The sequence below is a fragment of the Dellaglioa algida DSM 15638 genome, assembly GCF_001434695.1.
Classification (GTDB): Bacteria; Bacillota; Bacilli; order Lactobacillales; family Lactobacillaceae; genus Dellaglioa; species Dellaglioa algida.
In genome coordinates this window covers 75,441-91,930 of record NZ_AZDI01000004.1, presented here as the reverse complement: position 1 = coordinate 91,930, position 16,490 = coordinate 75,441, and the positions used below count along the sequence as shown (strand labels likewise).

The 16,490-nt window shown below is 36.8% G+C and carries 15 protein-coding genes and 1 tRNA gene; 15 read left to right on the top strand and 1 reads right to left on the bottom strand.

Translation table 11 applies throughout. The features are described from left to right. Positions 1-139 precede the first annotated feature (139 nt). From dnaN to FC66_RS04225, 14 genes are all read left to right on the top strand, one after another. Positions 140-1,279: a DNA polymerase III subunit beta gene (dnaN, locus tag FC66_RS04290; RefSeq protein WP_057974155.1), complete on the top strand. Its 1,140-nt coding sequence runs from the start codon at positions 140-142 to the stop codon at positions 1,277-1,279. Between the two features lie 323 nt (positions 1,280-1,602). Further along, positions 1,603-1,830 carry a S4 domain-containing protein YaaA gene (yaaA, locus tag FC66_RS04285; protein WP_057974154.1) on the top strand — a complete coding sequence of 76 codons (228 nt, stop codon included), beginning with the start codon at positions 1,603-1,605 and terminating at the stop codon, positions 1,828-1,830. 8 nt (positions 1,831-1,838) lie between these two features. After that, on the top strand, positions 1,839-2,972 hold the full coding sequence (gene recF, locus FC66_RS04280) for a DNA replication/repair protein RecF (RefSeq protein ID WP_057974153.1): 1,134 nt from the start codon (positions 1,839-1,841) through the stop codon (positions 2,970-2,972). A 19-nt stretch (positions 2,973-2,991) separates the two neighbouring features. Next, positions 2,992-4,929, top strand: a complete 1,938-nt coding sequence (gene gyrB, locus FC66_RS04275; RefSeq protein WP_225428600.1) for a DNA topoisomerase (ATP-hydrolyzing) subunit B — start codon at positions 2,992-2,994, stop codon at positions 4,927-4,929. An 86-nt stretch (positions 4,930-5,015) separates the two neighbouring features. After that, positions 5,016-7,466: a DNA gyrase subunit A gene (gene gyrA, locus FC66_RS04270; RefSeq protein ID WP_404825120.1), complete on the top strand. Its 2,451-nt coding sequence runs from the start codon at positions 5,016-5,018 to the stop codon at positions 7,464-7,466. 196 nt (positions 7,467-7,662) lie between these two features. Beyond that, a complete protein-coding gene (rpsF, locus tag FC66_RS04265) occupies positions 7,663-7,956 on the top strand; it encodes a 30S ribosomal protein S6 (RefSeq protein ID WP_057974150.1) in 294 nt (97 codons plus the stop codon). A gap of 38 nt (positions 7,957-7,994) precedes the next feature. Next, on the top strand, positions 7,995-8,528 hold the full coding sequence (ssb, locus tag FC66_RS04260; RefSeq protein WP_057974149.1) for a single-stranded DNA-binding protein: 534 nt from the start codon (positions 7,995-7,997) through the stop codon (positions 8,526-8,528). An 18-nt stretch (positions 8,529-8,546) separates the two neighbouring features. Then, positions 8,547-8,801, top strand: a complete 255-nt coding sequence (gene rpsR, locus FC66_RS04255) for a 30S ribosomal protein S18 (protein WP_057974148.1) — start codon at positions 8,547-8,549, stop codon at positions 8,799-8,801. Positions 8,802-8,923: 122 nt separating this feature from the next. Continuing rightward, on the top strand, positions 8,924-10,936 hold the full coding sequence (locus tag FC66_RS04250) for a DHH family phosphoesterase (protein WP_057974147.1): 2,013 nt from the start codon (positions 8,924-8,926) through the stop codon (positions 10,934-10,936). Between the two features lie 6 nt (positions 10,937-10,942). Then, positions 10,943-11,398 carry a 50S ribosomal protein L9 gene (gene rplI, locus FC66_RS04245; RefSeq protein WP_057974146.1) on the top strand — a complete coding sequence of 152 codons (456 nt, stop codon included), beginning with the start codon at positions 10,943-10,945 and terminating at the stop codon, positions 11,396-11,398. A gap of 85 nt (positions 11,399-11,483) precedes the next feature. Continuing rightward, positions 11,484-12,875: a replicative DNA helicase gene (gene dnaB, locus FC66_RS04240; RefSeq protein ID WP_057974145.1), complete on the top strand. Its 1,392-nt coding sequence runs from the start codon at positions 11,484-11,486 to the stop codon at positions 12,873-12,875. A gap of 184 nt (positions 12,876-13,059) precedes the next feature. Next, positions 13,060-14,346, top strand: a complete 1,287-nt coding sequence (locus FC66_RS04235; protein WP_057974144.1) for an adenylosuccinate synthase — start codon at positions 13,060-13,062, stop codon at positions 14,344-14,346. A gap of 138 nt (positions 14,347-14,484) precedes the next feature. Next, complete coding sequence (locus FC66_RS04230) at positions 14,485-14,895, top strand: hypothetical protein (protein WP_057974143.1); 411 nt, start codon at positions 14,485-14,487, stop codon at positions 14,893-14,895. A 17-nt stretch (positions 14,896-14,912) separates the two neighbouring features. Further along, on the top strand, positions 14,913-15,314 hold the full coding sequence (locus FC66_RS04225; protein WP_057974142.1) for a hypothetical protein: 402 nt from the start codon (positions 14,913-14,915) through the stop codon (positions 15,312-15,314). A 189-nt stretch (positions 15,315-15,503) separates the two neighbouring features. Here FC66_RS04225 and FC66_RS04220 read toward each other — a convergent pair. Further along, a tRNA-Lys gene (locus FC66_RS04220) sits at positions 15,504-15,576 on the bottom strand. A gap of 194 nt (positions 15,577-15,770) precedes the next feature. On the opposite strand from FC66_RS04220, the gene yycF reads away from it, so the two are divergent. Continuing rightward, the gene (yycF, locus tag FC66_RS04215; protein WP_057974141.1) at positions 15,771-16,481 is read left to right on the top strand and encodes a response regulator YycF; all 711 of its coding nucleotides are present in this window, start codon (positions 15,771-15,773) and stop codon (positions 16,479-16,481) included. The last annotated feature ends 9 nt before the right edge of the window (positions 16,482-16,490 follow it).

Here is a 16,490-nt window from a genome sequence, read left to right as displayed (position 1 = left end):
ATTTACTCACAGGTTATCCACATGTGGATGCTTTTATTCATACGGTCCCAACCTATTTCTTAACATGATTAACAGGCCCTACTACTGCTTCTATTCTTTTATTACTTAATTAATAACTAAACTCACCGGAGGTTTCACTATGGAATTTACAATTAATCGATCCGCTTTTATTAAACAATTAACAGATGTTCAAAGAGCCATTTCTTCAAAAACGACGATTCCTATATTAACGGGTATTAAAGTCGTTTTAACTGCTTCTGGATTACTTTTAACAGGAAGCGATGCCGATGTTTCAATCGAAACTTTTTTATCTGTTGAAGATGAAGCTAATAATTTAACTATTGAATCAACTGGCGAAATTGTCTTACCCGCTCGTTTTTTCAGTGAAATTGTTAAAAAATTACCACAAGATACATTTTCATTAACTGTAACTGACGGTTACCAAACTGAAATCACTTCAGGATCAGCTTCTTTTAATATTAATGGGCTAGATGCTAATAATTATCCTCATTTACCAGAAATTGATACGGATGATAATTTAATCTTCTCTGGTTCAATTTTAAAACAGATTATTAGCCAAACCGTTATCGCAGTTTCAAACCAAGAAAGTCGTCCTATTTTGACGGGTGTCCATTTTGTAATCGAAAATGGTGAATTCTTGGCTGTGGCAACGGATAGTCATCGATTAAGCCAACGTAAAATTACATTACAAGGCGCTAATGATTCCAAGTATGATGTTATTATTCCAGGTAAGTCATTGGTTGAATTATCACGAATGATTGATGATTCAAATCCAGATATTGAAATGCGTATCTCGGAAAACCAAGTACTCTTTATTCTTGGTAACACCTCATTCTATTCGCGTTTATTAGAAGGTAATTATCCCGATACAAGTCGTTTAATTCCTAATGAATCTGCTACAGGTATTGAATTTAGTGCACCAAAACTGTTATCAGCAATTGAACGTGCTTCATTGTTATCACATGAGAGTCGTAATAATGTTGTTAAACTTGCGATTAACGCCGCAGAACAAAAAGTTGTTATTTATAGTAATTCACCTGATGTTGGTAATGTTGAAGAAGCGTTGGAATTCAGTAACTTATCAGGAAATGATCTTGAAATTTCATTTAATCCAGATTATATGAAAGATGCATTGCGTTCATTTGGCCAAACTGAAATTAAAGTTGCCTTTACACAACCATTGAGACCTTTTACTTTGGTACCAACTGAAGATACAACACAATTTATTCAATTAATTACACCCGTTCGTACATTCTAATTGTCCATTAGATAACGGTAATTTATGAAAATAGAGTGAAAAGTCGTTTTAATTAACGATTTTTCACTCTATTTTTTTATCAATTAAACCTTAAACCTAAAAATTGATAGAAATGGCGTTTAGAGTTTGGTTTTACTAAAAAAAAAGAACTGATAGCGGATTTTAGTCAATTAATTAAAAATATGGCCTTTTTAGCATTTTGAGAGTAAAAGGACTAAATAAAAATTAAATCGCTTAAATCGCCTTAAAATGAGATGTCAAATTGTAATTTTGCATAAAAAAAGGTATAATGAAAAAAGAAGAAAATGGAGGTTGACGACGATTTGAAATCAGATATTTATTTAGAAACACCTTATATGATGTTGCAACAGGTCTTGAAATCAGAAACAATTATTAATTCTGGTGGCGAAGCAAAATGGTTTTTACGTGAGAACGAAGTGCTTGTGAACGGCGAATTAGAAGATCGACGTGGACGTAAATTATATCCTGGGGATGTCATTGAAGTACCAGGCATTGCAATTATTACGATGCATTCAATGGACGAAAAGTAGGCTTATCCATGTATTTAGAAAGTCTGACCTTGAGGGATTATCGTAACTATGAAGACTTAAATGTCTCGTTTTCTCCAGCAATCAATATTTTGCTTGGTGAAAATGCTCAAGGTAAAACCAATTTGTTGGAAGCCATTTATGTGCTATCGATGACTCGGAGTCATCGAACGAATAATGACAAAGAGTTAATCAAATGGGATAAGACGGCGGCAATCATTCAGGGTCGAGTGAATAAACAATTAGGCACCGTTCCACTTGAAATTCAAGTTAATTCTAAGGGAAAAAAAGCTAAAGTTAATCACCTTGAACAGGCTAAATTATCACAATACATTGGTCAGTTCAATGTGATTTTGTTTGCACCAGAGGATTTGGCCCTTGTTAAAGGGGCGCCGGCGGTTAGAAGACGCTTCGTTGATATGGAATTCGGTCAAATTAATGCTCGATACTTGTATAATTTAGGCCAGTATCGAACAATTTTGAAACAACGCAATCAATATTTGAAACAGCTGCAACATAAAAAAAATCAAGATTTAGTTTTTTTAGATGTACTATCTGATCAATTAGCCGCTTTTGGCGCCGAGATCGTGCATCAACGATTGATATTTTTGAAACAACTTGAATTTTGGGCTAACCAATTGCAAGAAGAGATTACACAATCAGCTGAAACACTAACGTTTGAGTACGCAACTCATTTAGAGGATGCCGCAGATCAGACGATTGAGCAATTATATGCGCAACTCCAAAACGATTTAAAAAAAGCAACGAAAAAAGAAATATTTCAAGGGACAACCCTGGCTGGACCACATCGTGATGATGTGCGTTTTTTGATTAATGGCAAAAATGTCCAGACTTATGGATCGCAAGGGCAACAAAGAACAACTGCATTATCGGTTAAATTAGCCGAAATTGAGTTAATGAAAGAAGAAACGGGTGAATACCCGGTCCTTCTTTTGGATGACGTGTTGTCTGAATTAGACGATATGCGCCAAACTCACCTTTTAAAAACAATTCAAAATAAGGTTCAAACGTTTTTAACAACGCCTAATCTCAGCGGTATTGCCAGAACGTTAATTAATGAGCCGAAGATTTTTCATATTAATCAAGGTAATTTACTTGAAGAGGAGGAACACACAGTTGACTGATCAAGAAAAACAGGCTGAAATAGCTGAAGAATTACATGAAGAAAAAGCAAAAGAATACGATGCGAGTCAAATTCAAGTTTTAGAAGGACTTGAAGCTGTTAGAAAACGTCCCGGTATGTATATCGGAACGACGGCCTCACAAGGTCTTCATCACTTGGTTTGGGAAATTATTGATAATGGTATTGATGAGGCATTAGCTGGTTTCGCTGATGAAATTAATGTCGTTGTTGAAAAAGATAATAGTATTACGGTTCGCGATAATGGCCGTGGTATTCCCGTAGATATTCAAGAAAAAACGGGTCGTCCAGCGCTTGAAACCGTCTTCACAATCTTACATGCCGGTGGTAAATTCGGCGGTGGCGGATATAAAGTTTCTGGTGGACTTCATGGTGTTGGTGCTTCAGTTGTTAATGCATTGTCAACTGAATTGGATGTTCAAGTAATCCGTGAAGGAAAAATTTACGGTATGGCTTTTGCTCGTGGTAAAGTTACGAAGGAAATGTCTGTTGTTGGTGAAGCACCCGAGAATGAACATGCAACAATTGTTCATTTTGTGCCGGATCCTGATATTTTCACGGAAACAACCGTTTACGATATTAAAATCCTAACAACACGTATTCGTGAATTAGCATTTTTGAATAAAGGACTTAAAATTACGATTGATGATAAACGTGATGGCGGACCTGGATTACAAGAATTCCATTACGCCGGCGGTATTAAGCATTATGTTGAATTTTTAAATAAAAATAAAGATGTTATTTTCCCCGAACCTATTTACGTTGAAGGTGAACAAAAAGGGATTATTGTGGAGGTCGCTTTACAATACACCGACGATTATCACAGTAATTTATTAACTTTCACAAATAATATCCATACTTATGAGGGCGGAACACATGAGTCTGGGTTTAAGACAGCCTTAACCCGGGTTATAAATGATTATGCCCGTAAAAATAACCTGATGAAGGAAAATGATGCTAACCTTTCTGGTGAAGATGTCCGCGAAGGGTTAACAGCCGTTGTTAGCATTAAACATCCCGATCCTCAATTTGAAGGCCAAACAAAAACAAAATTAGGAAATTCCGATGCACGTTCTGTGACTGATCGAACTTTCTCTGAACATTTTACTAAGTTCTTAATGGAAAATCCTAAGGAAGCTAAGATTATTGTTGAAAAGGGCTTATTGGCTGCTCGAGCTCGCGTTGCCGCTAAGCATGCTCGTGAAGTAACTCGTAAAAAGAGTGGACTTGAAATTAGTAATTTACCCGGTAAATTGGCTGATAATACAAGTAAAGACCCCGCAATTAGTGAATTATTCATCGTTGAGGGTGATTCAGCCGGCGGTTCTGCTAAACAAGGTCGAGCTCGCTTAACACAAGCTATTTTACCTATCCGTGGTAAAATTTTGAACGTTGAAAAGGCGAGTTTAGATAAGATTTTGGCTAACGAAGAAATTCGATCATTATTTACAGCCATGGGTACGGGATTTGGTGGCGAATTTAATGTCGAAAAGGCGAACTACCACAAATTAATTATTATGACAGATGCCGATGTCGATGGTGCACATATTAGAACATTATTATTAACGCTGTTCTACCGTTATATGCGTCCACTTGTTGAAGCTGGATTTGTGTACATCGCGCAACCACCTTTATACCAAATTCGTCAGGGTAAAATGATTCGTTATGTTGATACTGAAGAAGAATTAGAAGAAATTCAGGGTCAATTATCACCAACACCAAAACCTGTTATTCAACGATATAAAGGTCTTGGAGAAATGGATGCTTCTCAACTATGGGAAACAACAATGGATCCAGATGCACGCCGTTTATTGCGTGTTAACGTTGAAGATGCAATTGAAGCCAATGATGTCTTTAATATGTTAATGGGCGATCGTGTAGAACCTAGACGTGAATTTATTGAAAATAATGCTACTTACGTAGAAAACTTAGATATTTAACAATTTAGTCGTAAAGGAGGTCGAGTATTTTGGCAGAAGAACTACCAACTACAAGCCGGATAACAGATGTTAATCTTTCCGGAGAAATGAAAAAATCGTTCTTGGATTACGCTATGAGTGTTATTGTTGCCCGTGCGCTTCCCGATGTTCGTGATGGGTTGAAACCTGTTCATCGTCGTATTCTATATGGTATGAGTGAACTGGGGATCACGCCTGATAAACCATACAAAAAATCAGCTAGAATCGTTGGGGACGTTATGGGTAAGTATCATCCTCATGGTGACTCATCAATTTATGAAGCGATGGTTCGTATGGCTCAAGATTTTAGTTATCGTTATATGCTGGTTGATGGTCATGGTAACTTTGGTTCTGTCGATGGTGATGGAGCTGCTGCTATGCGTTATACCGAAGCTAGAATGAGTAAGATTGCCGTTGAAATGATGCGTGATATCAATAAAGATACGATTGATTTCATGGATAATTACGATGGTAGTGAACATGAACCAGTTGTTTTACCTGCGCGTTTTCCTAACTTACTAGTCAATGGTGCTACGGGTATTGCCGTTGGTATGACAACGAATATTCCACCACATAATTTGTCAGAAGTTATTTCTGGATTACATATCTTAATGGATAATCCTGATGCAACTGTGGCTGATTTAATGGAAGCTATTCCTGGACCTGATTTTCCTACTGGAGCAACCGTTTTAGGTAAATCCGGTATTCGTAAGGCTTATGAAACGGGTAAAGGCACAATTACAATTCGCTCAAAAGTAGAAATTGAAGAACAAAAAAATGGTAAGGAACGTATCATCGTTGATGAATTACCATACATGGTCAACAAAGCACGTTTAATTGAACGAATTGCTGACTTAGCTCGTGATAAAAAAATTGAAGGTATTACTGATATTAATGATGAATCCGATCGTGAAGGATTACGAATTGTGATTGATATTCGTCGTGATATGAGCGCCTCAGTTGTGTTGAATAACCTTTATAAATTAACGTTATTACAAACATCATTTAGTTTTAACATGTTGGCAATTGTTAATGGTATTCCTAAAGTCTTGAGTTTAAAGGAAATGCTTGTTTATTACCTTGAACATCAAGAAAAAGTTATCCGTCGTCGTACGCAATTTGAATTGAAAAAGGCTCGTGCCCGTGCACATATCCTTGAAGGATTACGAATTGCGCTTGATCACATTGATGAAATTATCAGAATTATTCGTAGTTCAAATACGGGTGAGCTTGCTAAGAATCAATTGATGGGCAACTATGGATTATCAGATAAACAAGCTCAAGCTATCTTAGATATGCGATTGGTTCGTTTAACTGGCTTGGAACGTGAAAAAATTGAAGAAGAATATCAAAACTTAATGGCCTCAATTGCCGATTTTGAAGATATCTTGGCCAATGATTCTCGAATTCATGATATTATCTATCAAGAATTGTTAGATTTACAAGCCAAATTTGGCGATGAACGTCGTACTGAGCTATTAATTGGCGAGGTGTTAAATCTTGAAGATGAAGATTTGATTGAAGAAGAAGAAGTGATGATCACATTAACTCATAATGGTTATGTTAAACGACTTCCAACGGATGAGTTTAAGGCACAAAACCGTGGCGGACGTGGTGTTCAAGGGATGGGCGTTCACGATGATGACTTTATTGAACATCTCGTGTCGACATCAACGCATGATACTTTACTCTTCTTTACCAATGCTGGTAAAGTTTACCGTATGAAGGGATATGAAATTCCTGAATATGGTCGTACAGCCAAGGGAATTCCCGTCATTAATCTCTTAGGGGTTAATTCTGGTGAAAAAATCCAAGCCGTTATTAACGTAAGCAAACAAGAAAATGATGAACGTTATCTTTTCTTTACAACGCTTAACGGAACGGTTAAACGGACACCAGTTTCAGAATTCTCTAACATTAGAAATAATGGGTTAAAAGCGATTAAATTGCATGACGAAGATGAATTAATCAACGTTGCAATTACGGATGGCTCACAGAATATGATTATTGGAACGCATCTAGGGTATGCTGTATCATTTGCTGAGAATGATGTTCGTTCAATGGGTCGTTCTGCTTCTGGTGTTCGTGGTATTCGTTTAAGAGAAGGCGATTACGTTGTTGGCGCTGATTTATTAGCTGCTGATAGCCATGTCTTTATTATTTCTGAAAAAGGATATGGTAAACAAACACCTGCTTCTGCTTACGCAATTAAAGGACGTGGTGGAAAAGGGATTAAGACAGCCAATATATCTGAAAAGAATGGGCCAATTGCTGGATTAGCAACCGTTCAAGGTGATGAAGATATTATGTTAATCACTGATCAAGGCGTTATGATTCGCTTTAATGTGAAAAACGTCTCGAAAACGGGTCGTGCTACTTTAGGGGTTCATTTAATTCGAATTGATGAAAATGCTAAAGTTGCAACAATGGCTAAAGTAGAGGCTGCTCCTGAAGAAACAACAGTCGTTTTGGATGAAGATGTGCCAAACGTCGAAGCCGAAACAATTGATCCAGAATAAAAATTTTTAAAAATTAAAATAAAATCCTAATTAACCGCGTACTTAATCAGTGTGTAGTTAATTAGGATTTTCTTGCTTTAAGCGAATGGCAGTGATATAATTTTAGTTCGTAAGTGTCTATGGCATTAAATAGATAACTTTCCTTGTTCTTACCACGAGGTAAGGACCTAAAGTCCATAAGGAGGTGTAAACAGTCATGAGTAAATATGAAATTACTTATATCATCCGTACCGATCTTGATGAAGCAGCTAAAGCAGCTTTGATCGAACGTTTCGATGGTATCTTAACAAGTAATGGTGCAGAAATCGTTACTTCAAAAGACTGGTCAAAACGTCGTCTTGCATACGAAATCAGCGGTTATAATGAAGGTATCTACCATATCATTAATGCTACAGCCAACGATGATATCGCAATTAACGAATTTGATCGTCTTTCAAAGATTAACGAAGGAATTTTGCGTCATATGATCATTAACAGAGATGAAAAATAATTCATTTTTAATAAAATAACAGGGAGGAGCAATACATTATGATTAATAGAACAGTACTTGTCGGACGTTTAACAAGAGACCCTGATTTACGCTACACAGCTAGTGGTGCTGCAGTTGCAACTTTTACAGTTGCAGTTAATCGACAATTCACGAACGCTTCTGGCGAACGTGAAGCCGATTTTATCAGCTGTGTTATCTGGCGAAAAGCAGCCGAGAATTTTGCTAACTTTACGCATAAAGGTTCATTAATTGGTGTCGATGGACGTATTCAAACACGTTCATATGATAACCAACAAGGAACCCGCGTTTATGTTACTGAAGTTGTCGTAGAAAACTTTTCGTTGCTTGAATCAAAATCTCAATCAGGCCAACAACAAGATAACGCTAATAATCAAAGCAGCGCTCCTCAATCAAGTTCATCTTCATCATCAAATAACAATGCTAACCCGTTCGGTGGCGCAAGTTCGAATAATAATTCAAACACAACGCAAACAAACGATTCAGCAGCGGTTGATCCATTTGCAAATAATGGCCAACAAATTGATATTTCTGATGACGATCTACCATTCTAATTAGAGGAGGAAACTCACATGGCACAACAACAACAACGTAGAGGTGGTGGCGGTGGCGCACGTCGTCGTCGTAAAGTCGACTTCATCGCAGCTAACCATATCGATTATATCGATTACAAAGATACAGACTTGTTAAAACGTTTCATTTCAGAACGTGGTAAGATTTTACCTCGTCGTGTTACGGGAACAAGCGCTAAAAACCAACGCAGTTTAACAATTGCAATCAAACGCTCACGTATTATGGGCTTATTACCATTCGTTTCAGAAGAATAGTAATCAAAAAAGAAGACTATGCAAATAGTCTTCTTTTTTTGTGCCCCTAGCAAGATTTGTGCAGTAAAATGGGGAATGTGATAAAATAGATAACATCTAGGATTCAAAGATGAGGAGATACTATGAAAAAGTTCCTTTCAAAAGAGAGGCTTCCCAGCTTCTTGAAGAATGAACGCTTAAGATGGATTGCGATTTTTATTATAATCTTATCTTTATTTAGTGTTGTTCTGTCTTTTACGGTCAATTTCTTTTTAGGACTTATGTTATTAATCATTGCACTGGGTGCTACTAGTGCAAGTATTTATATTATGTCCCAAATTACCGCAAATACGAATGAGTACATATCTGAATTATCATATCGAATTAAACGTGGTGAGCAAGAAGCGCTCATTAAAATGCCAATTGGTATTTTAATATTCAATGAACAAAACGAAATAGAATGGGTTAATCCTTACCTGCAGCCTTATTTTGAAAAAAATGATGTTCTAGGTAAGAAATTAGAGGCCGTTGATGAAGAGTTGGCAACGATTATTACCAATAATGTGGACAACAAGACAGCAGCTACGGTTTCATGGCATGAGAAAGATTTTGAAATGATTATTCAAAAGGATATTCATGTTGCTTATCTAATGGATGTCACGCGTTATTCGGCAATTGAGAAAGAATTTGAGGCAGAACGTGTCGTTATTGGACAAGTCTTCTTGGATAACTACGACGAAGTGACGCAATCGATGTCAGATAAAAATGTTTCTAATTTAAGTAATTTCGTCACAAATGAGCTATCTAACTGGGCTCGTCGTTATGGAATGTATTTGAAAAGAACGGACACAGATCGCTTTTTTATCTTAGTACATGCGCATTCTCTGCAACAAATTGAAGAAGAAAAATTTAAAATTTTAGATCGGATTCGCGATCGAACGTCAAAACAAAATTTCCCATTAACATTGAGTATGGGAATTGCGTATGGTGATGGCGATTTAAATTCACTCGCAAAATTGGCTCAAAGTAACTTGGACTTGGCATTAGGTCGAGGCGGTGATCAGGTTGTCGTAAAATCACCCGAAGAACAAGCAAGATTTTACGGTGGAAAAACAAACCCAATGGAAAAACGGACTCGAGTTCGGGCAAGAATGATTTCTCAAGCCTTACAAGAGATTATGAAACCATTGGACCAAGTTTTCGTTATGGGACACCAGAGCCCCGATATGGACTCTGTGGGTGCCTGTCTGGGTATTAGACGAATTGCTTTAATGAATAATATGAAATGTTGGATTGTACTTGATCAAACGGCTATTCATTCCGATGTACAGCGACTAATGGAAGAATTGGATCAATATCCTGATATTAAATATAATGTTATTACGCCTGAAGAGGCATTAGAAAAAGCGACGGAACAAAGTTTATTAGTAATGGTTGATCACTCTAAACCGTCAATTTCTGGAAGCCCGGAACTGTATGAAAAACTTAAAAATCGTTTGATGGTTATTGATCATCATCGTCGCGGTGAAGAGTTTCCCGAAAATCCGATGTTGGTTTACATTGAACCTTACGCATCATCGACTTGTGAATTGATTACTGAAATGTTTGAATATCAATCAAAAGATAGTGAGCCAATTAATAAAATTGAGGCAACTGCAATGTTGACCGGAATTATTATTGATACAAAGTCGTTTTCATTACGAACGGGTACGCGAACATTTGATGCAGCTAGTTATTTAAGATCCGTTGGAGCCGATGCAACAATGGTTCAAGACTTTATGAAAGAAAATGTTGATAGTTACTTGAAAAGAAATCATTTAATTGATAAAGTGGAGTTCATAAATAGTGATTTAGCATTGTGTGTGGGCGAGGATGATACAATTTATGATCCTGTGACAGCAGCGCAAGCAGCAGATTCGTTATTATCTGTTTCGGGCGTCTCGGCTTCATTTGTTGTAACAAAAAGACCAGATAATCGTGTTAGTATTTCAGCCAGAAGTACAGGTGAAACGAATGTTCAGGTCATTATGGAACAAATGGGTGGCGGCGGCCATTTATCAAATGCCGCAACACAGTTAACCGGCGTGAGCGTGAGTGAAGCCGCAGAACAATTAGTTAGCATTTTAATGACAAAAAAAGATGAAATTAAGGAGTGATCAATTATGAAAGTTATATTTTTGGAAGACGTCCGTGGAAAAGGTAAACGTGGAGAAATTAAAGAAGTTCCAAGCGGTTACGCACAAAACTTTTTAATTAAAAATGGTAAAGCTAAAGTGGCAACAAACTCAGCTATGAGTTCGTTAAAAGGCCAACAAAAGGCTGAAGAAAAAAAAGCTGAAATAGTTTTACAAGAAGCTAAAGATGAAAAAGTTGTTTTAGAAAGTGATAAAACAATTGTTGAATTAACAGCTAAAGCCGGTGAAGATGGTCGTTTATTTGGCTCAATTCCCAGCAAACAAATCGTTCAGGCAATGGAAAAACAATACGGTATCAAAATTGATAAACGTAAAGTTGAACTACCAGAACCAATTCGCGCTTTGGGATTTACAAACGTCCCCGTGAAATTACATGTCGATGTAACAGCAATGATTCGTGTGCATGTTTCGGCCAATAACTAAAGTAGCGTTTATTTGAAAAACTGGGCAAAAGTTGATTTTGCGCCAGTTTTTTTCTTGATTTTGGAAGTAAGGAGAATACTATACAATGAATAATGAACTGTTAACAGACCAAACACCACCGCAAAATATCGAAGCGGAACAAGCTGTTTTAGGCGCTGTTTTTTTAAAGGGTGATGCCCTTATTGAAGCAATGGAATACTTGGAGCCAGAAGACTTCTATCAACGACGTCATCAATTAATATTTGCCGCTATGGTAGATTTAAATGACAGGGATGAAGCAATTGATATTGTTACAATTCAAGATAATTTAACGTCCAGGAATCAAATGGATGACGTTGGTGGCGTCAGCTACATTGTTGAGTTGGCGGGATCTGTCCCAACAGCTGCTAACGTACAATATTATGCTAAAATTGTTGAAGAAAAATCAATGATTCGACGTTTAATTGCTACGGCAACGTCAATTGCGACAAAAGGTTTATCGCAAGAAGACGATGTGGCGACACTTTTAGATAACGCAGAACGTGAAATTATGAGCGTCTCTGAAAAAAGAAATAGTAGTGGCTTCCAAGCCATTGCGGATGTATTAAAAAGCACGTTTACAAACATTGAAAAGTTAGCTAAAGAAGGCGACACGATTACAGGATTATCGACAGGTTATCCTGAATTAGATAAGATGACTGCCGGATTACACGCGGATGAATTAATTATTTTGGCTGCTCGTCCAGCTGTTGGTAAGACAGCTTTTGCATTAAATATTGCGCAAAATGTAGCGACTAAAACGGGCGAATCGGTTGCAATTTTTAGTTTAGAAATGTCAGCAGAATCCCTTGTAAGTCGAATGTTGTGTGCTGAGGGTAGTATTAATGCCAACCATTTACGGACAGGACAACTGGACGAATCTGAGTGGTCTAACTTAATCGTGGCGATGAACTCGTTATCAAAAACAAATATTTTCATCGATGATACTGCCGGATCAAAAATGGCTGAAATTCGTGCAAAATGTCGTCGTTTAGCGAAAGAAAAAAATGGTTTGGGATTAATTGTTGTCGATTATTTGCAATTAATTGAAGGCTCAGGTCGTGAAAGTCGTCAACAAGAAGTATCAGAAATTTCTCGACAAATGAAGAAGTTAGCGAAAGAATTGAGTGTTCCGGTAATTGCCTTGTCTCAATTGTCTCGTGGCGTTGAACAACGTCAAGATAAACGACCAGTCTTGTCGGATATTCGTGAGTCCGGGTCTATTGAACAAGATGCCGATATTGTGGCATTTTTATACCGTGACGATTATTATGAACGTGATACGGATGAAGATGAAGACGGAAATCTGCCTGATCCAAGGGATGAAGATGACCAAAATGTTGGTGAAGTTGAAGTTATTATCGAAAAAAACCGTGGTGGTGAACGAGGGACGGTTAAATTATTATTTGTTAAATCGTACAATAAATTCTCATCACTTGCGTATATACCTGAAGGTTAAAAAATATCTCGTTAAGAGATATTTTTTTTGCATAAAGTAATAAAAGTTCGTTATATAGCCGATAAATGTTTTATTAAAAACTTAACGTTCGTATTTTACTTGTATTTTAATCGTTTTATTGCTACAATGTCCTAGGATTGTATTTATGAATTACTAAAATATAAATTATGAGGTGGATGAAAATATGTCATCAGTAGTCGTAGTAGGTAGCCAATGGGGCGATGAAGGTAAAGGTAAAATTACAGATTTCTTGAGCCAAAATGCCGATGTTATTTCACGGTACCAAGGTGGCGATAATGCCGGACACACAATTGTATTCGAAGGTAACACTTACAAATTACATTTGATTCCATCAGGTATTTTTTTCCAAGATAAATTAAGCGTTATTGGGAATGGGGTTGTCGTAAATCCTAAAGCTTTGTGTGAAGAACTCGATTATCTTCAAGCGCTCGGCATTAAAGGCGATAATTTACGAATTTCTGATCGTGCACATGTTATTCTTCCTTACCATATTCTTTTGGACGGTCTGCAAGAGGCTGCTAAGAAAGATGATAAGATTGGAACAACTAATAAGGGAATTGGACCAGCTTACATGGATAAAGCTGCCAGAGTTGGTATTAGAATTGCCGATTTAATGGAAAAAGACACATTCTCGGCCAAATTAAAACTTAACCTAGAACAAAAAAATCGTGAATTTACAAAACTGTATGATCATGAACCACTTGAATTTGATGATATCTTTGAAACATATTTTGCTTACGGACAACGTCTTAAACAATATGTGGCGGATACATCAGTGATTATTAATGATGCATTGGATGCCGGAAAAAAAGTCTTATTCGAAGGTGCACAAGGTGTGATGTTGGATATTGATCATGGGACATACCCATTTGTAACATCTTCTAACCCAATTGCCGGTGGTGCAACAACTGGTGCCGGTGTTGGGCCTTCTCAAATTGATACAGTCGTTGGTGTCTGCAAGGCGTATACATCTCGTGTAGGTGATGGCCCATTCCCAACTGAATTGCTTGACGAGATAGGGGATACTATCCGTGAAATTGGTCACGAATATGGTGTAACAACGAAGCGTCCACGTCGTATTGGATGGTTTGATAGTGTTGTTATGAATCATTCTAAACGTGTCTCAGGCTTAACTAATTTATGTTTAAACAGTATTGATGTTTTAACGGGATTAAAAGAAGTTAAAATTTGTACGGCATATGAATTGAATGGCGAAATTATTCATCGTTACCCAGCAAGTTTTAAAGAGTTATCACAATGTAAACCAGTTTACGAAACATTACCTGGCTGGACTGAAGATATTACTCAAATGAAAACACTCGCCGAATTACCTGAAAATGCCAGAAATTATGTAAGACGAATTGAAGAAATCGTAGATGTTAAAATTTCTACATTCTCAGTTGGTCCCGATCGTGATCAAACAAATGTTTTAGACGACGTTTGGGCATAAGAGAATTACAAGTTGTAATCGAAAGACCTAAAATTAATTTTAGGTCTTTTTTGTTATATTAAAAGCTATTTGGAATGGTTTGAACTGTATTAGCAGTATAATGAATGATGTAAAAAGGGGTTCATGGAGGAAAATAAAATGGATTTAAAACAATTATTAGACCAACAAACTTATGAGATATTGACTCGAGAATATGGGTTACATGATGCGTATATTGACGCGATGACTTATGAAAATACGGGAGACAGTGAGTTAAAAAGTAATATTAGATTAGTTATAAAGTTAACTGATTATGAAGATGAACATTTGAAAATCGACTTAATCTTTGAAGAAATTTGGCGCATTAATTACAATATGGATCTTAATACTTACAGATATGTGGAGTCAGGTAAGCCGATATTTAAAGAGAAACTAGGACAAATAATGGATTCTCGCGTTGATTACAGTGACCAAAAATATACTGTCACAATACGAATGCAGGGAGACTACCGATTAGTTGTGTCGGCGAAAAGATTTAGAATAGAAACGAGACATTTAGAAAATAAATAACTTGGGGAGAAACTCGGATGAAGTTAAAAAAAATTCTGGATCGACAGACATTTGATCTGTTGGATCGTAATTATGGGAACGGATTAGAAAATGCTGACATTGGTGCGATGACGTATGTAAATACGGGAGATAACAGGAAAAAAAGTAATGTTAAATTAGTCATTAAAATGATAGATTTTGAAGGGAAGCACCTGAATTTAATATTTGAAGAAGTTTGGGGTGTTAACCATGACATGGATCTTAACACGTTTAGGAATGAGGAGACCAACGAACCTTTATTTAAAAAGGGATTAGGGCAAGTGGACGGCTTTCATATTGACTATGTTGATAGGAACTATCTTATTTCAATAATAACGTATGAAGATTACAGGTTAATTATATCAGCCAAAAAATTTAGAATAGAAACGGAACTCGTTTGAGAGTAGTCGTTTATCTAAGGTGAGGTTGGTTTAAAAAGGAATTATGATTGGGATAATTTTATGGCACCTCAATTATTGAACGGTCCTTTTGTTTCACGTGAAACATTCATAAAAAAAGAGTACAAAAAAAGCACCTAGCCGCAGCTAGATGCTTCAACATATCTTGCGATATGTTGGGTTTGGCACCCATGGGTGGTTAGGGGCTCGAACCCTAGACCCACGGATTAAGAGTCCGTTGCTCTACCAACTGAGCTAACCACCCAAACCGTTAATAATAATTCATCAACTTAAATATATTATCATATATTTTTAGAAAAAACAATAACTTTTCAAAAAAAGACTTCCAACAGATGAAGGACCGTGTTTGGCAATAACGATTGAATAGGCTATAATATGAAGGGTTAAGAAGTTGCACACGGATTTAATTTTGCGATTTCCTATAAGGAGGATCATATTATGAAGAAAATATTAGTTGTCGACGATGAGAAACCAATTTCTGATATCGTTAAATTTAATTTAACTAAAGAAGGATACGACGTATATACTGCCTACGATGGTGAAGAAGCCTTAGAAAAAGTTAAAGAAGTCGAACCAGATTTAATTTTATTAGATTTAATGTTACCCAAGGTAGATGGTTTAGAAGTTGCTCGCCAAGTTAGAAAAACTTACGATATGCCAATCATTATGGTGACGGCGAAAGATGGAGAAATTGATAAAGTCTTGGGCCTAGAATTAGGTGCTGATGATTATGTCACGAAACCTTTTTCAAATCGTGAATTAGTGGCCAGGGTCAAGGCCAACTTAAGAAGACAAAAAACAATTGAAAATGTCCAAGCAGAGGAACAACCACAAAACAGTGAAATACAAGTGGGTCAATTAACGATTCATCCTGAAGCCTACATGGTTTCGAAACATGATGAAAAAATTGAATTAACACATCGTGAGTTTGAATTGCTACACTATTTAGCGCAGCATCTAGGCCAAGTAATGACTAGAGAACACTTACTACAAACGGTATGGGGTTACGATTATTTTGGTGACGTCAGGACGGTTGATGTTACGATGCGTCGTTTGAGAGAAAAAGTTGAAGATAATCCAAGTCATCCGGAATGGTTAGTAACACGCCGTGGTGTCGGTTATTATATGAAAAATCCAGATTTAGAATAGAGCAGGAGC